Origin of the sequence: Plantactinospora alkalitolerans (genome assembly GCF_015690345.1) — a bacterium.
Lineage (GTDB): Bacteria > Actinomycetota > Actinomycetes > Mycobacteriales > Micromonosporaceae > Plantactinospora > Plantactinospora alkalitolerans.
Genome location: NZ_JADPUN010000345.1, coordinates 1 through 24,652, shown reverse-complemented (window position 1 = coordinate 24,652; position 24,652 = coordinate 1). Strand labels below are relative to the sequence as shown.

Here is a 24,652-nt window from a genome sequence, read left to right as displayed (position 1 = left end):
ACGCCGGAGCCCTGGACCGCCGCACCCCTCGACCAGGGCCGGTCAGCGCGCGGAGCGCAACTCGACCAGCGAGACCTCCGGTGACACCCCGGCCCGGACCGGCGGACCGAAGAAGCCGGCGCCACGCGTCACGTACACCTGGGTGCTGTTGACCGCGCCGAGACCGGCGACGACCGGCTGCAGAATCCCCGTCACCCGGTCGACCGGAACGGTCTGGCCACCGTGGGTGTGGCCGGAGAGCTGTAGATCCACGCCGAACCTACTGGCCTCGTTCGCCTGGACCGGCTGGTGGGCCAGCAGGACGACCGGCCGGCTCTCGTCACGGCCGCCGAGGGCGGCGGCGTAGTCGGGCACCTCGGCCGGTTCGTAGAGCGCGGCGGAGGGGTCGTTGACCCCGGCGAGGTCGAAGGCGGCACCGTTGGCCGTGATCTCGACGCGGCTGTTGCGCAGGGTCCTGATCCCCAGGCCGCCGATTTCGTCGAGCCACGCTGCCGCGCCGGAGGAGTACTCGTGGTTGCCGGTCACGAAGTAGACGCCACCGTCAGCCCGCAGCCGCCGGATCGGCTCGACCGCGTGCCGCAGCTCGTCCACCGTGCCGTCGACGAGGTCTCCGACGATCGCGACCACGTCGGGCCGTTCGCGGTTGACCGTCTCCACCACCCGCTCGGCGAAACCCTGCCGCATGAACGGGCCGAGGTGGACATCCCCGACCACCGCGATCCGGAAGCCGTCGAGCCGCGGGTCGAGCCGGGGTAGCCGTACCGCCGCACGGTCGACCCGGAGGCCGCCGAACGCCGACGCCATGCCCGCGCCCACGGTGCCCACCGCCACCACCCCGGCGCCCGCCGCGAGGGCGCGGGCGAGGAACAACCGCCGTCCCGGATCCGGGACTGACGGACCTGCCCCGCCGGAGTGCCGTGCCGACCGCGCCGACACCGGTCCGTCCGGCGGCGCCGACACCGGCGAACCCGCCCCGGCGGAACGGGTCGGCGATCCGACCGGTACCGGCGGCTCCGTCGACGGCACCGCCGCCCGGCGTCCCGCCCGGATCCGCAGCACCGCGCGCGGCACCTCCAGTACGAGCAGGGCGAGCGTGAGGTAGAGGAGCACCGCGATCCAGACATAGCCGGGCCAGGCCAGCCACCCGGCGTCCACCCCGACCGAGCGGGTCACGACGAAGGTGACCGGCGCGAGCAGCGCGGCCGCCACGACCGCGGCGGTTCCGACCCGGCGCCAGCGTCCCGGGCGGGTGGTGTCGCGCACCAGCCGCCACCAGAGGTAGGTGTGCACCGCCGTGAACAGAAGTGTGACGATGCCGAAGAAGGCGACCGGCCCCAGTCTCATCGCGGCGCCCCAGGGTAGACGGGGCACTCGGTCACCCGGTCGAACGGCGCGAAGAAGTCCCAGTCCGCCTTCTCGCGGAGCAGGCCCGCGATCGGGTTCCGCTCGTCCCAGAAGTCACCGCTGATCAACCGCGAGAACCAGGCGCCCTCGATGTCCACACCAAGGCCCCTGAGATACCGGCCGAGGCTGTACTTCGACTCGTAGTAGGCGAAGATGATCCGGGCGTACGTGTCGTAGCCCGTCTTGAGCAGGTCGCCGTAATGCCGCATCAGCTCGGCCTCGCGGTGGGGCTGGCCGAGCGCCCGGTCGATGGTGCGGCCCGCCTCGGTCCCGGTGACGGTGGCCAGACACACCCCGCCGGAGAAGATGGGGTCGAGGAAGCACGCGGCGTCGCCGGCCATCAACCAGCCGGGTCCGGTGACGGTGTCCGAGTAGTAGCAGTAGTCGGTCTCGATGCGCAGGTCCGAGCAGGGCTCGGTACCGGTGAGTCGCTGCGTGATCCGGGTCGAACGGGCGATGTGCTCGGCGAGGACCTCGGCGGGTTCCCGACCCCGCAGCACGGACTTCGGCATGACCGCTCCGACGCTGATGGTGTCGGGCCAGATCGGAATCGCCCACACCCAGCCGTCGGGGTGCCCACCGATCTGGATGTCGCCCTCATGGCCCGGATTGTGCCGCTCGTCGAGGCCGGCGAAGTGTTTGAAGACCGCGATGTTGCGGAGCCGGTCAATGGTCCGGCGCAGCTTGAAATGCTGGGAGATCCGGCTCGCCCGGCCGGCGGTGTCGAGCACGTAACGTGCCCGCACCTCGCGGGTCTGGCCACCCTGCTCGTACCGCACCCCGGTCACCCGGTCGTCGCCGAACACCAACCCGGTGACATTGGCACCCTCGCGGAGGTCGGCCCCACAGTCCCGGGCGTGACCGGCCAGCAGGTTGTCGAAGTGTGCCCGTTCCACCTGGAAGGTGGTTGACTGTCGCCCGGCCCCCTGGTCGGCGAAGTCCACCCGCCGGAAGTCGCCGTCGGGAAAGATGAACTCCGCCCCGCGCTTGACCGGGTAGCCCTGCTCACGGACCCGGTCGAGCAACTTGATCCGGTCCAGCAGACCCATCGTGTACGGCAACATCGACTCGCCGATGTGGAAGCGGGGAAATCGCCGTCGCTCCAGCACCAGCACCGAACGGCCGGCCTGGGCGAGGGTGGCGGCGGCCGTGGAGCCGGCCGGTCCGGCACCGATCACTGCGACATCGACAGTGTCGACGGACTGTGCTGCCATCAGAGCGCTCCTCAGGTCGTTTTCCTCCGACGCTGCCCGCTCTGAGCAGGGGCGTCATCCCGCATACACGCCATTGGCCGACCTGTCCGCCGGGGCTAGCGTCGGCAGTCATGACGACGCAACCGCCCATCCGGATGGTCCAGATGCTGTACGGAGGACTGCTGTCCCAGCTCCTGGCAGTCGCCGCCGAACTGCGGCTGGCCGACCTCGTCACCGACGGGCCGGTACCGGTCGACGAGTTGGCCGTCCGGACGGGATCGGACGGGCCGTCCCTGCACCGCGTGCTGCGAGCTCTCGCCGCGGCCGGCGTGTTCACCGAGGTGACACCCGGTACGTTCGGTTCGACGCCGCTCGCCGAGACGTTGCGTACCGACGACCGGGGTTCGTTACGGGACCTCGCCCGGCTGGTCGGCACCACCGAGACCCATCGGACGCTGGCCGAGCTGTCGCACAGTGTCCGTACCGGGCGGCCCGCGTTCGACCGGGTGCACGGGGCCGACTGGTGGTCGTACCTGGACGCCCACCCCGAGTTGTCGGAGACGTTCCACGCCGCCATGGGCGGGGCCGCCCGCCAGGCGCGGGCCGCGGCGGTCGAGGCGTACGACCTGTCCGACCGCAGGCGCCTCGTCGACGTCGGCGGGGGCCACGGGTATCTGGTCGCCGCCCTGCTCCAGCGCTATCCGGAACTCTCCGGTGTGGTCTTCGACCGTCCCGAGGTGGTCACGGGGGCCGGGCCGGTGCTGGCCGAGGCGGGCGTCGACCACCGGGCGGAGCTGGTCGCCGGGGATTTCTTCGGCGGCCGGGTACCCGCCGACGGCGACGCGTACCTGCTGTCGTGGATTCTGCACGACTGGGACGACGAGCGGGCGGTCGAGATCCTGCTGACCGTGCGGCGGGCGATGCCGGCCGGGAGTGAACTGATCGTCTTCGACACGATCATCCCCTCCGGCGACGAACCTCATCCGGGCAAACTGCTCGACATCGTGATGCTCGCTCAGCACACTGGGCGGGAACGCACCGAGGCGGAGTTCCGCGCCTTGCTGACCCGGGCCGGGCTCACGCTCGTCGAGGTCCGACTCCTTCCGGACACCCCGACCGGCGTGTTGGTGGCCGTTTCCGCATGATCCGCGTCAACCGGGGGCACTGAGGCGACATGACCGAACAAACCAGTCCGCCCGGTCGGGACCGGTGGGTGCTGGTCGGTGCCGCCGGCCTGGCGGTGTTCATGGCCTCACTCGACATGAGCATCGTCAACATCGCGCTGCCGGCCATCCAGCAGGATCTCGGTACCCGAGCCAGTGTCACCGAATGGGTGGTCCTGGGGTACCTGCTGCCCCTCATCGCACTCGCCCTGCCCAGCGGACGCTGGCTCGACGGCGTCGGCCGGCGTCCCGCCCTGGTCTTCTCGGTCGCCGGCTTCGCCGTCGCCAGCGTGGCCTGCGGACTCGCCCCCGGCATCGAGGCCCTGATCGCCGCCCGCGTCCTCCAGGGCGCCTTCGGCGCGGTCCTGCTGGCGCTGATCCCGGCGCTGGCGACCACGGCGGTCCGCCCACAGGCCCGGGGCCGGGCCATGGGGGTCGTCACCACGGTCGGACCACTCGGGCTGGTCAGCGGGCCCGCCCTCGGCGGGCTGCTGGTGCAGGGCCTCGGCTGGCCGTGGATCTTCTACGTCAACGTTCCGGTCAGCCTGGCCGTGATCGCGATCGGCTGGCGTCAGCTTCCGGCCGGTGGCCGGCTCAGGTTGCCGGACCGCGCCTGGTACGTCGAGGCGACGTTCCTCGGCACGGCCGTCGTCGCACTGATGCTCGGCCTCTCCCTGGCCGCCGACGGCGACCTCGGCTGGCTGGCACTCGCCCTGCTCGCGATACCGCTGGTCCTGCTGTGGCGGCGGCTTTCGACAAGTGCCGCCGTACGGGACCTGCTGGCCACCCCGGGGGTCCCCGCGCCGCACGTCGCGCTCGCGGCCGCGTCGACCGCCATCGGGCTGGTCTTCTTCGTCATCCCCTTCCACCTGGTCGAGATCCGGCACGTCGAGCAGGCGACGGCCGGGCTCACCGTGTTGGCGTTCCCGCTGGCGATGGCGGTCACCGGGCCGCTCGGCGGCGTACTCGCCGACTGGTGGGGCGCCCGGCGTACCGCACTGGTCGGTGCCGCGCTGTTCACCGTGGCGCTCGGGCTTCTGGTTCCCCTCGGCGACGACTGGACCCCGCTCGACCTCGCCTGGCGGCTCGCGGCCGCCGGGATCGGCAACGGGCTGTTCAACGCGCCGAACATGACCATGGCGATGTCCAGCGCGCCGAAACCGCTGCTGGCCACCGCCGGCGCCTCGACCAGCCTCGCCCGGCAGTCTGGTTTCGCCCTCGGTCCGGCGTTGGCCACCACCGTATGGGCGCTGTCGGACTACCGCGCCGGCGGACTGCGACTGGCGGTCGGCATCGGTTCGGTGGTCAGCGTGGTCGCGATCGTCGTGCTCGCCGCCGCGTCCCGGGACGCGGCGCGGGTCGCCGCACCCACCGCACCCGACGGCGGGCCACCGACCGGCGCAGCCGACGCCGGCCCGCCCGACGACGCTCCAGCCGATGCCGGTCCGCCCGGCGCCGGTGCACCGACCGGCCCCCCGCCGACTCCCCGGTCCCGCGCAGCAGGTGGTAGTCGGACAGGTCGAAGCGGCGGGTCCGGCGGCGCAACGACGCCGTGAAACCGGGCCACAGCGTGGTGTTGCGGCCAGCCGCGTCGAGGTACCAACTGCGGCAGCCGGACAGCCAGACCGTGTCCCACATCCGCGTCCGCAGGCCGTCGTTGTACGAGTCCTGCACCTCCGGACGCACCTCGACCGCCGCGAGTCCGCGTCGGCGCATCGTACGCAGGGCGGACAGCACGTAGCTGATCTGCGCCTCGACACCCAGGATCACCGAGTTGTGCCCCAGCACGCTGTTCGGACCGGCCAGCAGGAAGAGGTTGGGGAAGCCGGCGACCGCGGTGCCGAGGTACGCGGCGGCGCCACCGGCCCACTCCTCGGCGAGGTTGCGGCCGTTCCGCCCGTACAGTCGCCCCGCCACGGGAGTGTTCGCGAGGGCGAAGCCGGTGCCGTAGATGATCGTGTCGACCGCTCGGCGGGTCCCGTCGGCGGTCACGATCCACCGCTCCCCCACCTCCCGTACCGCCGAGGTGACGAGTTCGACGTCGGGGCGGGTCAGCGCCGGGTAGTAGTCGCTGGACACCACCAGGCGCTTGCAGCCGACGGCGTACCTCGGGGTCAGGGCCGCTCGCAGGGCCGGATCCCGGACCTGTCGACGAAGGTGCCAGCGGGCCAGCCACTCGGCCACCTTCAGCAGCCGATGATCGACACCGAGGCCCAGCATCAACGCCTCCCGCCCCCAGTAGACGACGGAGCGGGCCAGGCGTTGCAACGCCGGCAGTGCCCGGAACGCGCGCCGGGTGAGCGGCGAGCGCGGTCGGTCCCAGCGGGGAACCACCCACGGCGGCGTGCGCTGGAACACGTACAGCTGAGCGACCGCGTCGACGATCTCCGGAACGAACTGCACCGCCGAGGCGCCGGTGCCGATCACGGCGACCCGCTCACCGCGCAGGTCGTGGCGGTGGTCCCAGGCCGCCGAGTGGAACGTGGTCCCGGTGAACCACTCCACGCCCGTCAGCCTGGGGGTCACCGGCTCGCTGAGCGGTCCGGTGGCACAGATCAGCACTCCGGCCGTCAACTCGACCCGACCAGTGCGGATCACCCAGTGCCCGGCACCGTCGTCCCAGCGTGCGGTACGCAACTCCTGGCCCAGCCGCAGATGTGCGGCCAGCCGGTACCGGGCCACGCACCGGCGCAGATAGCGGTGGATCTCCGGCTGCGGCGAGAAGCAGCGGCTCCAGTCCGGGTTCGGCACGAACGAGTAGGAGTAGAGGTTCGACGGCACGTCGCAGGCGCAGCCCGGATAGGTGTTGTCCCGCCAGGTGCCGCCGACGTCCGTGGCGCGGTCGAGCACCACGAAGTCCCGGATGCCCTGTTGGGCCAGCCGGATCGCCATGCCCAGTCCGGCGAACCCGGCGCCGACGATCACGACGTGCACGTGCCGGCTCGACGGGGCGGGCGGCGGGACGGTGCCGCCCGGCCCGGGCAACGGTGTGCCGAAGGTCTGCTGGACGAAGGCGGCCGCGGCGATCGTTCCGGCACCGAGCGGGATCGCCACCGAGACCGAATCGACGATCATCGCCGGCCCGACCAGGGCGCCGAACTTCGTCACCCCGAGCACCACCCCGATCCCGGCCACTCCGGCCGGGCGCCCGTACCACTGCCAGGCGACGCCGAGCACCGCGACCACCATGAGGTTGGTGGCCACGCCGACCGCGACGACCAGTACCGCGATCGGGGCGCCGGTCACGCCCCCGGCCAGCGCGGCGGCACACACGATCACGAGCCAGCCAGCCCAGGCGCCGACGGCGTGCAGGCACCGGGCGGCCGGGAGCCGGCGCAGCGCGAACGCCATCCCCAGCGCGGCGGGCAGCACCAGGGCGGCCTGGAACGCCTGCACGACATCGTCACCGCCGACCAGACCGGCGTATCCGGCCAGGGACGGCCCCTGGTTGACGTAGCCGACGCAGAGCGCCCCGGCCATCAGGCCGTAGAGGACGAGCGCCGGTCGACGCCGGCCGAGCGTCGGCAGATGACGGGGTGGTCCGGAGTAGCCCGGAACCCAGTCCGGCAACACCAGGGTGCCGGCGAGCAGCAGCGGGCCGGTGACGGCTCCGGAAAGCCACAGGCCGCGCCAGCCGTACTCCGGCAGCAACCGCTGCGCGAGCAGGTACGCCAGGAGGTACCCGCCGGTCGTGGCGGCTCCGGCCAGCAGCAGGCCGGCGGTGGTCACCCGACGTCTCGGCAACAGGTACGGCAGCAGCGCGAAGACGATCGGCACGAGCCCGCCGACGGCGAGGCCGAGCGCGAAACAGCACGCCGCTGCGGCCGGAAAGCTGCCGGTCACGCCGCACAGCGCGGTCCCGGTGCAGCCCAGCCCGCTGAAGAATGCCATCGTACGGGTGCCGAACCGGTCGGCGAGCGCGCCGAAGTAGAACGACGACAGGACCGACCCGAGCAGACAGGCGAGCGGCAGCAGCAGCGCCTGGCCCTCGGTGAGGGCGAACTCCTCCCGCATTCCGGGCAGCGCGAAGCCGAGACTCCACGCCTTCGACACGTCGATGATCAACAGAACGAGCAGGGCCGCGAGCAGGAGCCCGGTCGGCCGGCGGCGGGGCGGCACGGGGCCGCGCCGTTCGGTGAGCGCCACCCGGGCCCGGAGGAAGACCGCCACCCCGATTTGCCCGGCGGGGACCAGCCAGAGCAGCCCGGCCATCGAAGCGCCGGCGCCACCCCGGTAGTAGTCGTGGGCCACGAGGACGGTCGGCACCACGACGGCGGACATCCCGAGCACGGCGAGCGCCCGGACCGCCACCAGGAACGCGCCGGTCATCCGGACCGGACCTCCCACGGTCCCCACCGGACGGAGGCGCCCTGGCCGTGCTCGCGTTCGTGCCGTGGATACCGGTCGAGGTCACGGGCGGAGAAGATTCCCACCCCGAGTTGGAAGCCGTGCACGGCCACCGGGGTACGGGTCCGGTACACGAGCGCGCCGTCGACGTGGATCACGGCCTCCCGCCGGTCCCGCCGGTAGCCGACCGCGTACCGGTGCGGCTGTCCCGGCGTGGTGGGTACGTCGAGCACGACCCGGTACCGGAAGCCCTGGCCGCCGCCGACTGGCAGCCGCTCGACGACGAGGTAGACGGTGTCGTTGGTGGCGGCGCAGTTGAGCACCATGCCGGTACGGAAGTCGACGACGTTCAGGGTGCCGTACGCGTCGACGAGGTCGAACGGGATCTGCCCGTGGGTCAGCACCGCCATCTCCGCCTCACACACGACCACGCCGTGCCCGGGGGTCGCCACGCGTTCGGTCGACAGGTAGAGCAGCTTCGCGTTGTTCTGCCGGGGATCGCTGTCGTGGAAGCGGGTGAACGGATTCACCGTGGCGTACAGCCGGCCATCCGCGACCCGGACCCGGGCGTTGCGGTCGCGGTAGCGGTGGGTGCCGCCCCTGCCGTCGGGCACCTCGACGACGCGCCAGCGGTGCTCGTCCAGCCCGCCGAACTCGTAGATCATCGGCGCTCCCTCGGTCGCCGTGCCGTGTACACCAGCGCGGGCGGCGGGTTGGACCACACGGTGCGGCCGACGAGGACCTCGTCGAACGCCTCCCGGAGCAACGCCCGGAACCGGCGGGCCGGTGGGGACCAGATGGCGTGCAGGTAGGCGAAGGCGGTCAGGGCGCCGCCGTCGGCGAGGCTCTCGCGGATCGCGTCCATCAGCCGGCGTTGCACCGCGCCCGGAAAGACCGACCACGGCAGCGCGCTCACGATGACGTCGGCCCGGCCCAACCCTCGGTCGGCGAGAACCTTGGGTAGATCCGCCGCGTCCCCGGTCACCACGTCGAGATCCGGGAACCGATGTCGCAGCAGGTCGGCGAAGCGCGGGTTCAGCTCGATCGCGATGTGTTGGCCGCGCCCCCACAAGCGGCGGTGGATGGCCGAGGTGAAGGAACCGGTACCCGGGCCCAACTCCACCACCACCGGGTCGCCGCGCTCGGGCACCGTGCACACCGCCCGGCGGGCGAGCCATCGCGAACTCGGCGCCACCGCACCGGTCCGGGCCGGATGGCGGAGGAATTCCCGCAGGAACACCGGTAACCCCGGATGCGGAAGCGCCGGCTCCGGGTCGAGCAGCGGCTCGACCAGTTCACGCAGGATCGCGGGACCGTTCTGGGTGAGCAGCGACTCCGGGTGGAACTGCACCGAGGCGAACCGGGCGCCGCGCAGCGCGTGGACCTCACCATGGGCCGGCTCCCGGCTGACCCGGACCGTGCCGGATCCGTACGGGTCGGCGAAGACCGTGTGGTCGCACCGCGCCGCGAAGGTGTTGTAGAACCCGACTCGCTCGTGCCGGCCGAAGAGGTCGACGTCGAGTTGCACGCCCTGGTTCGGCATGTCCCGACGGACCAGTTCCAGGCCCAACTGGTCGGCGAGGACCTGGTGACCGAGACAGACGGCGAGCAGGGGGATGCCCTGTCGCAGCAGGCCACGGGTGAGACGTCGCAGTTCGGCTATCTTGGGATCGCCCCCGTCGGTGGGATCCCCCGGCCCGGGTCCGAGGATGACGAGGCCGAAGTCGCGTGGGTCGGGCACCTGCCGGTACGGCCGGACGACGACCTCCAGGCCCAGGGTGCCGAGTTGCTGCTCCAGCATCGCCGTGAAGGTGTCCTCGGCGTCGAGCACCAGTACCCGGCGCCCGGCCAGGTGCGGCACCGCCCGCTGCCGCGCCGAGGCGGGCTGCAGCCAGAATCGGGACAGCCTCCGGTTGCGTTCCCGCAGGGCGGTACGGACGGCCGGGTGACCGGCGATCGACTCGACCTCCCGGGACGGCACCGCCACCCCGTCCGTCAGGCCCAGCGCCGCCAGCATGCTCGCGGCCTTGGCCCGCGTTTCGGCCACCTCTGAGTCGGGATCCGAGAGCCGCACCAGCGTGGCCCCGACACCGATGCTGAGTCGGCCCCGGGCCGTGATGTCGGCGGCGCGGATCAGGATGGCCGAGTCCATCGCCTGCCGGCCGGCGCCGTCCCGGCCCAGCAGGGCCAGTACCCCGCTGTAGTAGCCGCGTCCGTCCGGCTCGTGGCGGGCGATCACCCGGCAGGCGTTCTCGATCGGGCTTCCGGTCACCGTCGGCGCGAACATGGTCGCGCGCAGAATGTCCCGCGCGTCCAGTTCGCTGTGCCCCTCGATGAGGTACTCGGTGTGCGCCAGCCGCGCCATCTCGCGCAGGTACGGACCGACGACGCGGCCCCCGTCGTGGCAGACCCGCGCCATCATCTTGAGTTCCTCGTCGACGACCATGAAGAGCTCGTCGGCCTCCTTGCGGTCGGCGAGGAAGGTCATCACCTCGTCGAGGCGTGGGCCGGAGGCGGGGTACCGGTAGGTGCCGCTGATCGGGTTCATCACCACGGTCTCGTCCGCGAGGGTCGCGTGCCGCTCCGGGGTGGCACCGACGAGGGTGCGGTCACCGGTGCACATCACGAACGTCCAGTAGGCGCCGGTCTCGGCGGTGAGCAGCCGACGGAAGATCGCCAGCGCGGCGTCGGTGGAGTAGTCGGCGATGGTCGCGGTGAACGCGCGTTTGATGACGAAGTTGGCGCCCTCGCCCTGGCCGATCTCCTCGGCGAGAACGCGCCGGGTCAGTTCGGCGTAGGCCCGGTCGTCGACGTCGAACCCGGCCCGGTCGAACTCGACGGGTGTGTCGGGCAGCCGGCGAAGCGCCTCCGCCACCGGGACCGTGCTGTGTTCCTCGACGGGGATGGCGCGGATCGGTTCGTGGTCGTCCCGGCAGGCATAGCCCCGCTCCACGATCTGCCGGTAGGGGATGGCCGCCAGCACGGCGGCCCCGCCCCCGCCATCCGCCTCGATCCGTCCGGGGCACGGGTCGGTGGAACCGACCGGCACCGGCAACTCGGCCAACCGGAGCATCGTGGTCGGCTGCCCGACGATGACCTCCACCGCGTGCGGCCCGGTCGAGGACCGGGGGCGGTGCAGGAGGGCGAAGCCGGGCGCCCTGCCTGCCAACACCCGATCGAATACCGCCTCGGCAACGCCCATCTGCTCGTCCTCCACCGCCGCTCGGCTATCCGTCCGGATTTGAAGATGGCGCCCCGCCGGCCACTGACGCATCGCGCGATCCCGCCATCTGGCCGGGGCGTCGTACCGGACAGGCGCTCGGGCGAGGGTCAGCGGGAGAATCCCGTGAATGGGCGATGCCTGGCGGGCACCGGCCCCGCACGCTGCAAGGCGTGGAGATCCTGGTGCACAAGTACGGTGGCACGTCCCTGGCGACGATGGACCAGATCCAACAGGTCGCCCGGTCGACGGCGTTGACGTACGGCCGTGGAAGGTCGTTGGTCGTCGTCGTCTCGGCCCGGGGCGCCGAGACCGACAGACTGCTCGCGCTCGCCGCCCAGGTCGGCGACGCCGGCTCGGGGCGGGAGATCGACCAGCTCCTGGCCACCGGGGAGTGTGCCTCGGCCGCGCTGCTGGCGTTGGCTCTGCGCCGCCTCGGCGTCGACGCGGTGTCGTTGACGGGTGCGCAGGCCGGCATCCGGGTGACCGGGCGGCACGGGGCCGGCATGATCACGTCGATCGAACCCGATCCCGTACGTCGCCGGCTCGACGAGGGCAAGGTGGTGGTGGTAGCCGGGTTCCAGGGCAGCAACGTCCGCGGCGACACCGTCACTCTCGGCCGCGGCGGCTCGGACACCACCGCGGTCGCGGTCAGCGCGGCGCTGCGTGCCGCCAGCTGTGAGATCTACACCGATGTACGCGGCGTGTGCACCGCCGATCCCCGGCTCGTCGAGACGGCCCGGATCCTCCCCGTGGTCGACGTGGCGGTGATGGCCGAGATGGCGTTCGCCGGCGCGAAGGTGGTGCACTCCCGCGCGGTCGAACTGGCCGCGCTGCGCCGGATCCAACTGCGCGTCAGCGGCTCGCTGACGTGCGGCCCAGGAACGGTGATCGTGGAGAGAAGTGATGCCCCGGTGCTGGAGAGTGTGGGTGCCGTCGTCGCCGTGGCGCACGACCCGGACGTTGCCTGGCTTCAGGCCAGCTGCGGCGCCGGTGCCGCCGGCCGCGACGGATCCGACCTTGCTGCCGAGATCTTCGCCGCCCTGGCCGGATGCTCGGTTCCGGTCGACCAGGTGGCGCGCTCGGCCGACGACCGGGATGGCTGCCGGGTGGGGCTGACCGTGTCCCGGTCCGACCTCGCGGAGGTACGGGCAGCCCTGGACGCTCTGGTCGCGACGCATGACGGCGAGCTACGGGTCCGGGACGACGTGGCGAAGGTGTCCCTGATCGGCATGGGACTGCTCAACCGCCCCGAGTACGCGGCGCTGCTGACCGCGGCGCTGGCCGGAGCCGGCATCACGGTCGGGTGGATGTCCACCTCGCAGACCCGGATGTCCGTGCTGGTACCCCGGCACCAGCAGGGACGGGCCGTCCGGGTGCTGCACCGGGCGTTCGCCCTGGAGAGCCTCCACGGCGCACACGCATACCACGGACAGGAAGGTGAGACTGATGACGGACCATCCCTACGATCCGCGCTACGGTGAGCTGCGCCGACGGGTACGGCGCTTCGTCGCGCTGGGCACCACGTCGGTGATCGCGTGGTGGGTGCTGCTGATCGCGCTGGCCGGCTGGGCGCCGGACCTGCTCGCGGAGCCCTTCATCGGCAACGTCAACGTCGGTCTCGTGCTGGCACTGGCGCAACTGGTGTCGGCGCTCGCCGTCACGCAGCTCTACCTGCGGTTCGCCCGTACCCGGGTCGATCCGGTCGCCGAACAGCTCCGGGCCGGCGGCGGCACCGGCCGTGTCCAGCCGGAAGGTGGCCTCGGATGATCCCCGAACTCGGCCGGCCGCTGCCGACCATCGCACTGTTCCTGCTCTTCGCCGGCGTGACCCTCTATCTCACGGCGCGGGCACGTGCCCGGACGAACTCGCTGTCGGACTTCTACGTCGCCGGTCGCACCGTCCCGGCTCCGCAGAACGGGCTCGCCCTGTTCGGCAACTTCCTGATGTTCACGTCGTTCCTCACCATGACCGGCGAGATCGCGATCCGTGGCTACGACGGTGTCCTCTTCGCGGTCGGGTTCGTGGTGTCGTTCGTGGTCGCCCTGCTGCTGGTCGCCGAACCGGTCCGCAACGGCAGCAGGTACACCATCGGAGACCTCTTCAGCGTACGGCTGCGGGAGCGTCCGGTGCGCCTGGCCACCGCGGTGGTGACCCTGGTGGTCTTCTTCTTCTACACGATGGTGCAGATGGTGGGTGCGGCCGGACTCGCGGCGCCCCTGCTGGGCATGTCCCAACCGTCGGCGCAGGCGGCCGTGGTCGTGGTGATCGGCGTACTGACCACCGTCTACGTCTTCGTCGGCGGGATGCACGCGACGACCGCCGTGCAGATCTTCAAGGCGGTGCTTCTGATCCTCGCGGTGGCGATCCTCGCCATGCTGGTCCTGGTGCGCTGGGGCGGCAACCTGTCCGCGCTGCTCGGCGACGCCGCGGCCCGGTCCGGCCCGGATGCCGGGCAGTGGCTCAGCCCGGGACAGAAGTTCGGCGTCGGAACACACAGGTGGGAGTTCGTCTCCCAACTGGTAACCGTGGTTCTCGGGCACGCCGCACTGCCGTATCTCTTCCTGCGGCACAACACGGTGCCCAGCGCCCGGGAGGCACGCCGCTCGGTGGCCTTCGCCACCTGGCTCGTCACCCCGTTCTACCTCGCGGTCATCGTGATCGGGTTCGGCGCCGCCGCGTTGTTCGGGGCCAAGGCAATCATGGCCGCGCCGGGCCAGCGCAACTCGGCCGCGATGCTGGTGGCCGGCGAACTCGGCGGCACGCCGTTGCTGGCCTTCGTCGGTGCCGTGGTGCTGCTGACCGTCGTCGCCGTCACGGCCGGGTTGACGATCAGTGCGGCAGCCTCGTTCAGCCACGACATCTACGCCAGCGTGCTGAAGCGGGGGCGGGTGGACGCGGCCGGCGAGCTGCGGGTCGCCCGGCGGGTCGTGCTGGCGTTGGGGGTGTTGTCGATCCTCGGCGGTCTGGTCTTCATGCGGCAGAACATCGCGTTCATGCTGTCGCTGGATGTCACGGTGGTCGCCTCGACGATCCTGCCGGTGCTGGTGTTCGCGATCTTCTGGCGTCGGTTCAACACCTCTGGCGCGCTGTGGAGCCTCTACGGCGGGCTGGCGCTCACCGTCGTGCTCGTCGCCTTCTCCCCGGCGGTTTCCGGCAATCCGATGGCGATGATCCCGGGTGCCGACTTCGCCTGGTTCCCCTGGAAGTACGTCGGGCTGGTCTCCATTCCCGCCGCGTTCCTGCTCGGCTACCTCGGCACCGTGTTCAGCCGGGAGCACGACGACGCGCGCTTCGACGTACTCGAGGCTCGGATCCTGACCGGAGCTGGCGCCCAGCCGGCGGTCGAGGCTCGACCGCGCGAAACCGCGGCGGTGCGTTGACCCGCGGTACCCGGGGGGAGCGACCCGCTCCCTCCGGGTGCCACCGGCGGCCCACGAGCAGACACCCGTGTACGGGAAGGAGCATCATGCGGCACTATCCGGTCCTCGTTGTCGGCGGCGGTCCCGTCGGCATGGTCGCGGCGTTGGAACTGGCCCACCACGACGTCCCCTGTGTACTGGTGGAGCAGGACGTCCAGCCGACCAGCCATCCCAAGATGGACGTGACCAGCAGTCGAAGCATGGAACTGCTGCACCGGTGGGGTCTGGCCGACGACATCCGCGCGGTGGGTGTCGGGCCCGGCCACCCGGCCGACGTCATCTGGTCGACGGGTCTGGACGGCGAGGTCGTCACCGTCTGGCGGCTGCCGTCGGTCGACGAGGCATGGCGGCAGATCCGTGAGCGCAACGACGGCAGCCAACCGGCACAGCCGGCACAGCGGCTGTCGCAGGTGGTGCTGGAACCGTTGCTCCGGGCCAGATGCGATGCGGACAAACTGATCGACACCGCGTGGGGGTGGCGCTGTGTGGAACTGACCCAGGACGACGAGGGGGTCACGGCACACCTGTCCCGGGCCGGTACCGGAGAGCAGCGGTTCATCCGCGCCGAGTACGCCGTCGGCTGCGACGGCGCGGCCAGCACGGTACGCCGGGCCGTCGGGATCGGATTGGCCAGCGGCGGCGAGGTTCCCGACCTTCCCGCCGCCTATCAGGTGCACTTCAAGAGCCGCGACCTGCGCAGCCTGCACCGGCACGGCCCGTTCTGGCACTACTTCGCGTTCCGCTACGTCATCCTGGCGCAGGACGAGGCCGACACCTGGACGTTCCACGCCCACGCGACCGGGCCGGACGACTTCGACCCGGCCCCACCCGACCCGGTCGGCCTACTGCGGTCCATGCTCGGTACGCCGGTCTCCGTCGACCGGGTGCTGGTGACGTCGTTGTGGCGTCCACAGTTCCTGATCGCCGACCGGTACCGCAACGGGCGGGTCCTGCTCGCCGGGGACGCCGTGCACCAGATGTTCCCGACCGGCGGCTACGGGATGAACACGGGTGTCGCCGACGCCGTGGACATCGGTTGGAAGCTGGCGGCCGTGGTGCACGGCTACGGTGGCCCGGCGCTGCTGGACAGTTACGAGGCCGAGCGGCGGCCGGTCGGCCTCCGGAACATGCGCACGTCGTACCGGCACCTCGGCGTGCACCTCACGGCGGGTTCGATGCTGCGGGACGGCCGCCCGCTGCCCGAGATCGCCGAGTACCTTCAGGCCGAACGGGGCGAGAACGAGTACGCCGGGATCGAGTTGGGCTACCGGTACGCCGGATCACCGGTGATCTGTGCCGAGCCCGGCCCGGAACCCGACTGGACGCCGCAGCGGTACATCCCGACCACCTGGCCCGGTGGACGGCCGCCAAGCCTGCTGTTGGACGACGCCGACGCGGACGGGGCCGAGGCGATCTACGACCGGTTCGGCCCCGACTTCACGCTTGTGGACTTCGCCGGCGACGGCCGGGCCGGGCCGCTGCTCGAAGCCGCCGGGCGGCTCGGGATGCCGGTGCGGCACACGGTGGTCCGCGACCGGCGGGCCCGCCGGCTCTGGGAACGCGATCTCGTGCTGCTCCGTCCGGACCAGCACGTGGCATGGCGGGGATCGCACCCACCCCGACACCCCGACTCGGTCATCCGACGGGTGAGCGGTCACCGGGGTCAGGCCGAGGAGGCGCTCCCCGCTCCTTCGGGTTCCGGGTCGAGCCGGCCGGCGGCGGTCCCACCGCGGTGACCAGCGGCGGGGGCGGCCGGGCGGCATCCGGCCGCGCCGCCAGCACGGCAACCTCAGATCATCCGCCGTAGGGCGGTCTCCACGGCGTCGACCAGCGGATCACCCTCGGTCCGTGGCCACCGTGCGAGACCGAGTTCGACGTCCGGCAGGGTGGGCAGGGCGTCCGCGTCGTGGCAGGCCATCGCCGGTTCGAGGTTCGCCGGCATCAGCGCCGCGACGCCGAGCCCGGCCCGTACGGCGGCGAGCACACCCATCAGGCTGTTGCTTTCGAACGCCACCCGCCAGGGACGATCGGTGCGTTCCAGCGTTTCCAGCACCGAGGTACGCCAGGCGCACGGGTTCGAGAACAGCACCACCGGCAGTGGATCGGCAGCCACGTCCACGCCCTGGCCGACCGCCCAGGCCAGCGGGCGGCGTACCGTCCAGCGCGGCGGTCCGGGAAGGTCCGACACCACGTCGAGCACGAGTTGTACGCGGCCAGCGTCGTAGGCCTCCCGCATCTCGGCGGTGGAACAGCAGAGCACCTCCAGCGTCGCGCCGGGGTGCAGCCGGGCGAGGTCGGCGAGGGCCTGCGGAAGCTGGGACGCGGCGAGGTCTTCGAGCAGCCCGACGCCGCAGTGGCCGGTGAGCGCGCGTCCGGTTTCGGTGAGCGCCTGCGCGGAGAGCGAGAGGATGCGTTCGGCGTACGGCAGGAGTTCCTCGCCCGCCCGGGTTGGCGAGACGCCGGACGGCGACCGGTAGAGCAGCGGACGGCCGACGACCCTCTCGAGCCTGCGCAACTGCTGGCTGAGCGCGGGTTGGGTGTGTCCGAGCGCGGTCGCGGCGCGGCTGATGCTGCCCGCCCGTACGGCCGTGACGAACGACCGCAGCAACGCAGTCTCAAGATCCGCAGCCATAAGTATCCATTATGCCAGCTCCACAAAACTAGGCACTTCCTATGAACCGTCGGGCGATCTAGCGTCAGGTGGATGACCAGCTACCGGCAAGTGCTCGCCGTGCCCGGGATGGCACCGCTGCTGGGCGTTTCATTCCTCGCCCGTACCGCGATCACGGCTGACATGATGGCGCTGACGATGTATGTCGTGCTGGGCCTGGAGATGAACTACGCGGCGGCGGGCGGCGTCGCCGCGGCCCTGACCGCCGGAGTGGCGCTGGGCGGGCCGCTGCTAGGCCGCATGATCGACTCGCGGGGCGCGCGTACCGTGCTGCTGGCAACCGTCGTGGTGCAGGTCGCGTTCTGGCTGAGCGTGCCGATCCTGCCGTACGGGATCCTGCTCGGTGCCGCCTTCGCGGCGGGCCTGCTGATGGTCCCGGCTCAGGCGGTGACCAGGCAGGCGATCGCCGCGATGACGACGTCCGGACAGCGCCGGACGGCGTTCGCGCTGGAATCGGTGCAGGGCGAACTGTCGTACGTGGTAGGCCCGGCAGTGGTGATCCTCTGTGCGGCGAAGATGTCGCCCGACGTGGTGGCGTGGGGAGTCGGTGCCGCGATCGTGGCTGGCGGAGCCGGGATCGCCCTGCTCAACCCGCCACTGCGGGCCAGGGACGAGACGGATGCCGGCGTGGCGGGACGCCCTCCGCGCCGGCAGTGGCTGGGCGCCGGCATGATTGCCGTCCTGACGATGGCGTTCGGTACCACGACGCTGCTCAGCGGCATCGACCTCGCCATCGTCGCCACGCTCAAGGAAGCAGGTCAGCTGTCCTGGGCCGCCGTGGTCGTGTCCGTGTTCGGCGCGGCCTCCGTCGCCGGCGGGCTGATCTACGGCGCGCTGCCCCGACCGCTGCCCACCTGGCTGCTGCTCGGCTCGCTCGGGCTCGTGACGATCGCCGCCGGGCTCGCCCGCGACTGGCCCTGGTTGTGCGTGGCCGTCGTCGGCGCCGGGCTTCTCACCGCGCCGACCCTGACCACGGTGGCCGACGCGGTGAGCCAGCTGGCGCCGGCCAGCGTCCGGGGTGAGGCGACAGGTCTGCAATCCTCGGCGCACAGCGCGGGTTTCGCGCTCGGGTCCTCGATCGTCGGGGTGGCGATCGACGTCTCCGTGCCGGCGGGCGGTTTCGCGGCAGCCGGACTCGCCGGACTCGCCGCCGCGCTGACCGGCCGCCTGCTGTCCCGCCGCTCGCCCACCCGGACGCGGTCACCGCTGCCCGGTCACGACCGCGCCGGGGCACCGGATCCCGAGCCGTCCGGGACCGGCGCCCAGCTTGGCGCATGAGGTACCAGCCCTCCACCTACGGCCGGGCTGCTCCGGCGGCGAACCCCGTACGGCCGAGGGCCGGGGTTCGGTGCACCCGGCCCGCCTCAGCCCGACTCCGCCTCGGCGTAGAGCCGGCTGACGGTCTCGGCCACGCAGCAGGGCTTGCCACCCCGGTCCGGCTCGACGGTGACCCGGGTGACGAGTTGCACCCCGCCGGCAACCGGCTCGACTCCGACGAGTTCCGCGCTGATCCGGACCGCGTCGCCGGTACGCAGCGGCGCGGGAAACCGGACCCGGTTCAGCCCGTAGTTGACGGCCATCCGTACGCCACCGACCTGGTAGAGATCCCGCATCAGGGCCGGAAGCAGGGAGAGCGTCAGGTAACCGTGCGCCACAGTGGTCCCGTACGGGCCGGTGGCCGCGCGCTCGGGGTCGGTGTGGATCCACTGGTGGTCACCGGTCGCGTCGGCGAAGGCGTTGACCCGGTCCTGTTCGACCCGGTGCCACGGGCCGGGCCCGATGACCTCGCCGACCGCTCCGGCCAGTTCGGCGATGGAGGCGAACGTCCGCCCTCCAGGTGCCCCTCCGAGCGTCATTCCAGGTGCCCTCCGAGCTTCGTGTAACCGCGGAGCAGATCCCGCGAGATGATGAGTCGTTGCATCTCGTCGGTGCCCTCGAAGATGCGCAGCAGCCGGACCTGCCGGTACCAGCGTTCGATCGGCAGTTCCCGGGTGTAGCCCATGCCTCCGTGGATCTGCAGCACCCGGTCGACGACCCGGTTGATCATTCCCGCGCCGTACAGTTTGGCCATCGAGGAGGCGTGCCGGGGATCGAGCCCGGCGTCGACCGTCCACGCCGCCCGGAGCACGAGCCAGCGGGCGGCCTCCAGCTCGGTTTCGGAGTCGGCGATCATCCACTGGATCGCCTGGTTGGTGCCGATCGGCTTGCCGAACGTCTCCCGGGTGTTCGCGTACTCGATCGCCATCCCCAGGGCCCGTTCCGCGATGCCCAGCGCATGCGACGGGATCAGGTAGCGCCCCTTGCCGATCCACTTCATCCCGAGGGTGAAACCCTGACCGAGTTCGCCGAGGATGTTGCGGCTCGGCACCCGTACGTCGGAGAAGACCAGCGCCGCCGGCCCGCCCTCCCCCATCGTCTGGATCGGCTCCGACCGCCAGCCCATCGAGCGGTCGACCAGGAACGCGGTGGCGCCGCCGTCGTGCACCTTCCGCTCCGGGTCGGTGATCGCGACGACGATGGCGAAATCCGCGTCGTTGCCGTTGGTGATGAACGTCTTCTCGCCGTTGAGTACCCAGTCGTCCCCGTCGCGCCGGGCCCGCAACCTGATGTTGGCCACGTCCGATCCGGCGCCGGGCTCGGTGAGGGCGAAGCAGGAGATCCGGTCGCCCGCGATGGTCGGAAGGAGAAACTCCTTCCGCTGCGCCTCGTCGGCGTGGAACAGGATGTTGTCCGCCTCGCCGCCGAACCGGAACGGCACGAAGCTGCGGCCGATCTCGGTCCAGATCAACGACTGCGTGACGGCGGGCAGGTCCATTCCGCCGTACTCCTCCGGGGTGTCCAGGCCCCAGAAGCCGAACGCCTTCGCCTTGAGCTGCAACTCCCGCAGCTCGTCGTGGCGCAGCCCCGGCTCGTGGGCCCGCTCCCGGCGCAGCACCTCCGACTCCAGCGTCATGACCTCGTTGCGGATGAAGGCGCGGGCGGTGTCCCGGATCGCCCGCTCCTCCTCGCTGATCGAGAAGTCCATCGTCTTTCCTTCCCGCTAGCGCGCACCACCGTTGACATAGAGCGTCTGACCGCTGACGTACGACGCGTCGTCACTGGCCAGGAACGCGACGACCGAGGCGATCTCCTCGGGCTGGCCGACCCGGCGCAGTGGCGTCTGCTCGGCGGCGTACTTCTGGTGGTCGGCGGGGCTGGCACCCATCCGCTCGGCGGTTGCCGCGGTCATCGCGGTGGCGATGTAGCCGGGCGCGACGGCGTTGACGTTGACGTTGAAGGGGCCGAGTTCGATCGCGAGGGTGGCGGTCAGGCCCTGCACCCCGGCCTTCGCCGCCGCATAGTTGACCTGACCCCGGTTGCCCAGCGCGGAGCGGCTGCTGAGGTTGACGATCTTGCCGTACCGGGCCGCCACCATGTGCCGCTGCGCCGCCTGGCAGCAGTGGAACATGCTGGTCAGGTTCGTGGTGATCACCGCGTCCCACTCGGCGGCCGGCATCTTGAACAGCAGGTTGTCCCGGGTGATCCCGGCGTTGTTCACCAGCACGTCGAGCTTCCCGTACGCCTCGACGACCTGGTCGATCATCGCGGACACCGCCGTACCGTCGGTGACGTCGCAGCCGAACCCGCTCGCCCGGCCCCCCTCCGCCGTGATCTCGTCGGCCGTCTGCCGAGCGCGCCCGGCGTCCAGGTCGACCACCGCCACAGTCGCGCCCTCCGCAGCCAACCGCCGTGCGGTGGCCGCACCGATCCCCTGGGCCGCGCCGGTGACGACGGCGATCCGGTCGATGAATCTAGCCACGTGCATCTCCTCGCTCTTTGTAAGGAAGGGCCCCTTCTTATCGCTTTTTGTAGAAGAAGGGCCCCCGCCTAACACCCCGGACGGGACTCGGGCCACCAGCCGTGGAACCAGGTCACTGCCCGCTAAACTAGCGCTGGAAGTTTTCTGGCGCCAGTCCTGGCCCACCAAGATCCCGAGCGGAAGGCGAGCACGCATGGCCCGACCCCGCCAGGCCCTGTTGACCCGGCAGCGCATTATCGACGCCGCCGCCGCGCTCATCGACGCCGAAGGGCTGGACGCACTCTCCACCCGTCGACTGGCGACGGAACTCGGGGTACGCGGACCGTCGCTCTACAACCACTTCGCGAACAAGGACGAGATCCTGGACGCAGTGGCGGACGCCATCACCTCGAAGGTCGACGTATCGTTCTTCGCCACCCACGACTGGCGGGACGCCCTGCGGCTGTGGGGACGGTCGTACCGGCAGGCCCTCGTGACCCACGCCAACATCGTGCCGTACCTCGCGCAGGGGCCGGGCCGCCGGCCGGCGGCGCTGGCGATGGCGGACGCGGTCTACGGCGGGCTGGTCAAAGCCGGTTGGCCGCCGGCCCGGGCCACCCACATCGGCGCGCTGATGCGCTATTTCGTCGCCGGTTCGGCGCTCGGATCGTTCGCCCGGGGCTTCGTCGAGGACCCGCAGCTCTACGCCGCACACTATCCCCACCTGAGCCAGGCGCACCGGCTCGCGGAGCACCAGCAGAGCGTCGACGAGGGGGCGTTCGCGCTCGGTCTGGACGCACTCATCGCCGGTCTGGAGCAGACCTACGAAAGGGTCGTCGGCTCGCTGCCGTAGCCGTCAGCCGTGGGCCGCAGCCGTAACCGTGGGCCGTGGGCCGTGGGCCGTGGGCCGTCAGCCGTAGCCGTCGAATGCCGATCGCCTGGTTCTTCCGGATTTACTTGGCATTGTGTCGATAGTCTGCCTGTGTCGCCTGTCGACCGCCCAACCCACGACCGCCCAACCCACGATCAGCACGATGCGACCAGCGGAGGAGGTGGTCCGGTGATCACTGTCGAACTCACGCGCTTCCGGGTGTCGCCCGGCCTGAGTGAGGCGCTGCTGGCGGCACGCTCGGCGATGCTGCGCGACTTCCGGGCCGATCGTGACGGGTTTCTCGACGCCCGGCTGGTCCGGCTGGCCGACGACGAGTGGCTGGACATCGTCTCCTGGCGGTCGTCGGCGGACCTCGCCGCGTCCCGGGCCAAGGGTGGCAACCGGCCCGGCATCCGGGCCTTCTTCGAGCTGATCGGCGAGATCGTCAGCTCCGAGGAGGGCACCGCGGTCGAGGAGGCGGTCTGAAAGGCACTCCCGCCACGTGGTCCGGGGTGTAGGGGCCAGGAGCGCTATTCAGAACCCTTGAAGTTCACTGTAGCCGAGAACACGGGTGTCACTACGGGTAACGGTGGCTCCCCGGTAGCAGATCACCTCGCTTGTGTGGACCAAGGAGATCGTCGAGGGGCAGCCGCCGCGCTGTCAGGCTACAGCCGGCCGTCTGTAACCTGGCACGCCGAAGCTCAGCAGACTGAGTACGGACCCAGCCGGTACGGCAGCTCGGGTTCGCTATTAGACGGTGGCTGGAAGGCCTGGCATCCGGCGGCCTTGCCCGCTGGCGCGGTCATTCGCCGGTCCAGCTGAGGCGGCGCCGGCCTCTTGTATACCTCGCGCACAATGACAGGATGCGTTCGAATCGCTGGATTCGGTGGGCAGTGCTGGGCGGCTGCGTCCTGGTCGCCCTGGGGGTCGGCGTGGGGACGGGCTGGCGGAGTGCGACAGTCGACCCTCCTGCGGCGCCCTCGGTCTGTCGACTTATCCGGCCGGAGGTATTGGACCTTCTCGTACCTCGGCGCGGACCGGTGCAGGATGAGGGGGAGGAAACGGAGCCTGGTCGCCGTTCGACTGCCTGCCAGGTCGAGAGCGTGTCCAGTGTGCATGGCGTGCGCGCAACGCTGTGGATGGCCTTGGTTCGCTTCGGACGGCACGATGGCGAGGGTCCAGAGTGCGTCGAGGCTGAGGGGGCGCTTCTTACGGCCCTGAACCGTACGAACCACCGGGTTGCGCTCGGCGATGCTGCTGTCTATTTCATCGAGGGCGACCCAGACACCGGCCGAGTCATCCACTTCACCGCCTGCCTTGGCACCTATCTCACCTACGTGGTGTACGAAGCTGTCGGGGTCACCGACGCATCCATCGTCGAGTCCGCCACCACCGTCACTCAGGAGGTGCTGTCGCACCTATGATGCTTCCTCCCCCGTTGCCACTTGGCGCCCAAGCGCTGCCACGCCCCCATCCCATCGATCGTCGGGCATGCTTACTGAGATGGCCTTTCAGTCTGATGGCCATCTCGCTCGTCATCGCTTTCGGAATTTTCGGCTGGCATGTCGGCCGGCTTGCGGCTCCCACCGTCGTCGAATGGCAAATCAACATCATCGACGCGAGGAGCGACGCGCCCGAGCAGCCCCGCCTGCCGGAGCCTCTGGTCCGGCGATAAAACGCCAGCGTCCATCTGTGCGTCATCGATCGCTCGACGTGCGGCACCGGGCGACCTTCCGCTCCCTCGGCGGCCGGGTGCGGGCAGGGCACGCCACGACGTCCAGGGTGAGGCGTGGCGCAATCGCGACGGCGCGTTGGACCAACGAAATGACAATCCGTGGCTCATTCAGGGGTCCCGACCAAAAGAGGCTCATGGTTATTCCATAGCCAGTGCAGGTATCGCTCCAGATCCTGGGGTGTGGCGACCCAGTCCTTGTTCATGTAGGCGAGGATGCGCTTCACTTCGCCGGGAACCAGGTCGTAGGCCGTAGCTCCGGTTTCTGGAATAGATGCATGCGGGGCGACGGCCACGGGAACTGGGATGACGGGTATGCGGATCCCGCTCCTGTCTAGTTCTTTGAGGACGGTGAGATAGGCACGGGGCAGGTGGTAGGGGGAAACGGTGAGCGCGATGCTTGTGATGCCGCGACCCTGAACCTGTTCGACAATCCACGCGGCTTGCAGGCCGGTGTTGGGTGCTGGCTCGGGCTGGAGGTGAACTCCTTCGGTGCGATGGAGGCCGAGGCTGCGCAGGTAGTCGAGCGTGATCTCGACGTAGGTTTTTTCGGCTGGGTTCCCGTTCGCCACCAACAGGTAACGGTGGTGGAGGTTTGACTCCCAGTTCCGAATTCCATGGGTGAAACGCCACTCTTCTCCCTGGCCGCTCGCAATAGCGATGGCATCGACGTGCGCGGCGGCCGACTGAGGCAGAGCCAGGATCATTGTGAGTGCTTTCATCACGTCTAGGAGTTGACCGGCCGCGAAGCCGTCCAGGTCCTCATCCCTCACAATCCGAGGGGTCGTTATGTTGGGATTCACCGAATGTTCCACTCTCGTAATCCAGTTCGACGGGGGTGGGGCGGGGGG

At 70.8% G+C, this 24,652-nt stretch carries 20 protein-coding genes and 2 pseudogenes; 11 read left to right on the top strand and 11 right to left on the bottom strand.

Going from position 1 to position 24,652, the window contains the following annotated elements:
- Positions 1-42 precede the first annotated feature (42 nt).
- Complete coding sequence (locus tag I0C86_RS36860; RefSeq protein ID WP_196205940.1) at positions 43-1,344, bottom strand: metallophosphoesterase; 1,302 nt, start codon at positions 1,342-1,344, stop codon at positions 43-45.
- Positions 1,341-2,618, bottom strand: coding sequence for an NAD(P)/FAD-dependent oxidoreductase (locus tag I0C86_RS36855; protein WP_196205939.1), 1,278 nt, complete (start codon positions 2,616-2,618; stop codon positions 1,341-1,343). The genes I0C86_RS36860 and I0C86_RS36855 overlap by 4 nt, the downstream gene beginning before the upstream one ends.
- 110 nt (positions 2,619-2,728) lie before the next feature.
- On the opposite strand from I0C86_RS36855, the gene I0C86_RS36850 reads away from it, so the two are divergent.
- Both I0C86_RS36850 and I0C86_RS44110 read left to right on the top strand, forming a co-directional pair.
- Positions 2,729-3,742, top strand: coding sequence for a methyltransferase (locus tag I0C86_RS36850; RefSeq protein WP_196205938.1), 1,014 nt, complete (start codon positions 2,729-2,731; stop codon positions 3,740-3,742).
- A gap of 29 nt (positions 3,743-3,771) precedes the next feature.
- The gene (locus I0C86_RS44110) at positions 3,772-5,316 is read left to right on the top strand and encodes an MFS transporter (RefSeq protein WP_456319978.1); all 1,545 of its coding nucleotides are present in this window, start codon (positions 3,772-3,774) and stop codon (positions 5,314-5,316) included.
- A 385-nt stretch (positions 5,317-5,701) separates the two neighbouring features.
- On the opposite strand, the pseudogene I0C86_RS36845 reads toward I0C86_RS44110, so the two are convergent.
- The 4 genes and pseudogenes from I0C86_RS36845 to I0C86_RS36835 form a co-directional block, all read right to left on the bottom strand.
- Positions 5,702-7,972: pseudogene (locus tag I0C86_RS36845) on the bottom strand (MFS transporter); the annotation flags it as partial.
- Positions 7,973-8,085: 113 nt separating this feature from the next.
- Positions 8,086-8,772, bottom strand: coding sequence for a DUF6081 family protein (locus I0C86_RS36840; protein ID WP_196205936.1), 687 nt, complete (start codon positions 8,770-8,772; stop codon positions 8,086-8,088).
- A complete protein-coding gene (locus I0C86_RS45650; RefSeq protein WP_407676391.1) occupies positions 8,769-9,230 on the bottom strand; it encodes a class I SAM-dependent methyltransferase in 462 nt (153 codons plus the stop codon). The genes I0C86_RS36840 and I0C86_RS45650 overlap by 4 nt, the downstream gene beginning before the upstream one ends.
- A gap of 78 nt (positions 9,231-9,308) precedes the next feature.
- A pseudogene (locus I0C86_RS36835) lies at positions 9,309-11,309 on the bottom strand (anthranilate synthase family protein); the annotation flags it as partial.
- A 191-nt stretch (positions 11,310-11,500) separates the two neighbouring features.
- Here I0C86_RS36835 and I0C86_RS36830 point away from each other — a divergent pair.
- From I0C86_RS36830 to I0C86_RS36815, 4 genes are all read left to right on the top strand, one after another.
- Positions 11,501-12,811 (top strand): aspartate kinase, encoded by a 1,311-nt coding sequence (locus tag I0C86_RS36830; protein ID WP_323374074.1) that lies wholly within the window; start codon positions 11,501-11,503, stop codon positions 12,809-12,811.
- Entirely contained in the window at positions 12,777-13,097 is a 321-nt protein-coding gene (locus I0C86_RS36825; RefSeq protein WP_196205934.1) for a DUF485 domain-containing protein, read from the top strand. Before I0C86_RS36830 ends, I0C86_RS36825 begins: the two co-directional genes overlap by 35 nt.
- Positions 13,094-14,710, top strand: coding sequence for a solute symporter family protein (locus I0C86_RS36820; protein ID WP_196205933.1), 1,617 nt, complete (start codon positions 13,094-13,096; stop codon positions 14,708-14,710). Before I0C86_RS36825 ends, I0C86_RS36820 begins: the two co-directional genes overlap by 4 nt.
- Before the next feature lie 86 nt (positions 14,711-14,796).
- Positions 14,797-16,485, top strand: a complete 1,689-nt coding sequence (locus I0C86_RS36815; RefSeq protein ID WP_196205932.1) for an FAD-dependent monooxygenase — start codon at positions 14,797-14,799, stop codon at positions 16,483-16,485.
- Positions 16,486-16,538: 53 nt separating this feature from the next.
- Here I0C86_RS36815 and I0C86_RS36810 read toward each other — a convergent pair whose 3' ends face one another.
- On the bottom strand, positions 16,539-17,381 hold the full coding sequence (locus I0C86_RS36810) for a LysR family transcriptional regulator (RefSeq protein WP_196205931.1): 843 nt from the start codon (positions 17,379-17,381) through the stop codon (positions 16,539-16,541).
- A 72-nt stretch (positions 17,382-17,453) separates the two neighbouring features.
- On the opposite strand from I0C86_RS36810, the gene I0C86_RS36805 reads away from it, so the two are divergent.
- Positions 17,454-18,698, top strand: a complete 1,245-nt coding sequence (locus tag I0C86_RS36805) for an MFS transporter (protein WP_196205930.1) — start codon at positions 17,454-17,456, stop codon at positions 18,696-18,698.
- A gap of 86 nt (positions 18,699-18,784) precedes the next feature.
- Here I0C86_RS36805 and I0C86_RS36800 read toward each other — a convergent pair whose 3' ends face one another.
- From I0C86_RS36800 to fabG, 3 genes are read right to left on the bottom strand one after another with little or no spacing between them, the layout of a single operon-like run.
- A complete protein-coding gene (locus I0C86_RS36800; RefSeq protein WP_196205929.1) occupies positions 18,785-19,276 on the bottom strand; it encodes a MaoC family dehydratase in 492 nt (163 codons plus the stop codon).
- Complete coding sequence (locus I0C86_RS36795) at positions 19,273-20,445, bottom strand: acyl-CoA dehydrogenase family protein (RefSeq protein WP_196205928.1); 1,173 nt, start codon at positions 20,443-20,445, stop codon at positions 19,273-19,275. Before I0C86_RS36795 ends, I0C86_RS36800 begins: the two co-directional genes overlap by 4 nt.
- 15 nt (positions 20,446-20,460) lie before the next feature.
- The gene (gene fabG, locus I0C86_RS36790) at positions 20,461-21,225 is read right to left on the bottom strand and encodes a 3-oxoacyl-ACP reductase FabG (protein ID WP_230395410.1); all 765 of its coding nucleotides are present in this window, start codon (positions 21,223-21,225) and stop codon (positions 20,461-20,463) included.
- Between the two features lie 187 nt (positions 21,226-21,412).
- On the opposite strand from fabG, the gene I0C86_RS36785 reads away from it, so the two are divergent.
- The 4 genes from I0C86_RS36785 to I0C86_RS36770 all read left to right on the top strand — a co-directional run bounded on the left by I0C86_RS36785 (position 21,413) and on the right by I0C86_RS36770 (position 23,744).
- Positions 21,413-22,051, top strand: a complete 639-nt coding sequence (locus I0C86_RS36785) for a TetR/AcrR family transcriptional regulator C-terminal domain-containing protein (protein WP_196205926.1) — start codon at positions 21,413-21,415, stop codon at positions 22,049-22,051.
- A 207-nt stretch (positions 22,052-22,258) separates the two neighbouring features.
- Positions 22,259-22,555 (top strand): antibiotic biosynthesis monooxygenase, encoded by a 297-nt coding sequence (locus I0C86_RS44670; protein WP_196205925.1) that lies wholly within the window; start codon positions 22,259-22,261, stop codon positions 22,553-22,555.
- A gap of 617 nt (positions 22,556-23,172) precedes the next feature.
- Positions 23,173-23,493, top strand: a complete 321-nt coding sequence (locus I0C86_RS36775; RefSeq protein ID WP_196205924.1) for a hypothetical protein — start codon at positions 23,173-23,175, stop codon at positions 23,491-23,493.
- Positions 23,494-23,588: 95 nt separating this feature from the next.
- A complete protein-coding gene (locus I0C86_RS36770) occupies positions 23,589-23,744 on the top strand; it encodes a hypothetical protein (RefSeq protein ID WP_196205923.1) in 156 nt (51 codons plus the stop codon).
- A 164-nt stretch (positions 23,745-23,908) separates the two neighbouring features.
- On the opposite strand, the gene I0C86_RS36765 is transcribed toward I0C86_RS36770, so the two are convergent.
- Complete coding sequence (locus I0C86_RS36765; protein ID WP_407676390.1) at positions 23,909-24,604, bottom strand: YdcF family protein; 696 nt, start codon at positions 24,602-24,604, stop codon at positions 23,909-23,911.
- Between the last annotated feature and the right edge of the window lie 48 nt (positions 24,605-24,652).

Coding starts and splice junctions, on each gene's coding strand:
- I0C86_RS36850 (WP_196205938.1), top strand. CDS start 2,729: ATGACGACGCAACCGCCCATCCGGATGGTCCAGATGCTGTACGGAGGA.
- I0C86_RS44110 (WP_456319978.1), top strand. CDS start 3,772: ATGACCGAACAAACCAGTCCGCCCGGTCGGGACCGGTGGGTGCTGGTC.
- I0C86_RS36855 (WP_196205939.1), bottom strand. CDS start 2,618: ATGGCAGCACAGTCCGTCGACACTGTCGATGTCGCAGTGATCGGTGCC.
- I0C86_RS36820 (WP_196205933.1), top strand. CDS start 13,094: ATGATCCCCGAACTCGGCCGGCCGCTGCCGACCATCGCACTGTTCCTG.
- I0C86_RS36840 (WP_196205936.1), bottom strand. CDS start 8,772: ATGATCTACGAGTTCGGCGGGCTGGACGAGCACCGCTGGCGCGTCGTC.
- I0C86_RS36805 (WP_196205930.1), top strand. CDS start 17,454: ATGACCAGCTACCGGCAAGTGCTCGCCGTGCCCGGGATGGCACCGCTG.
- I0C86_RS36825 (WP_196205934.1), top strand. CDS start 12,777: ATGACGGACCATCCCTACGATCCGCGCTACGGTGAGCTGCGCCGACGG.
- I0C86_RS36810 (WP_196205931.1), bottom strand. CDS start 17,381: ATGGCTGCGGATCTTGAGACTGCGTTGCTGCGGTCGTTCGTCACGGCC.
- I0C86_RS36815 (WP_196205932.1), top strand. CDS start 14,797: ATGCGGCACTATCCGGTCCTCGTTGTCGGCGGCGGTCCCGTCGGCATG.
- I0C86_RS36795 (WP_196205928.1), bottom strand. CDS start 20,445: ATGGACTTCTCGATCAGCGAGGAGGAGCGGGCGATCCGGGACACCGCC.
- I0C86_RS36770 (WP_196205923.1), top strand. CDS start 23,589: ATGGCCATCTCGCTCGTCATCGCTTTCGGAATTTTCGGCTGGCATGTC.
- I0C86_RS36800 (WP_196205929.1), bottom strand. CDS start 19,276: ATGACGCTCGGAGGGGCACCTGGAGGGCGGACGTTCGCCTCCATCGCC.
- fabG (WP_230395410.1), bottom strand. CDS start 21,225: ATGCACGTGGCTAGATTCATCGACCGGATCGCCGTCGTCACCGGCGCG.
- I0C86_RS36785 (WP_196205926.1), top strand. CDS start 21,413: ATGGCCCGACCCCGCCAGGCCCTGTTGACCCGGCAGCGCATTATCGAC.
- I0C86_RS36860 (WP_196205940.1), bottom strand. CDS start 1,344: ATGAGACTGGGGCCGGTCGCCTTCTTCGGCATCGTCACACTTCTGTTC.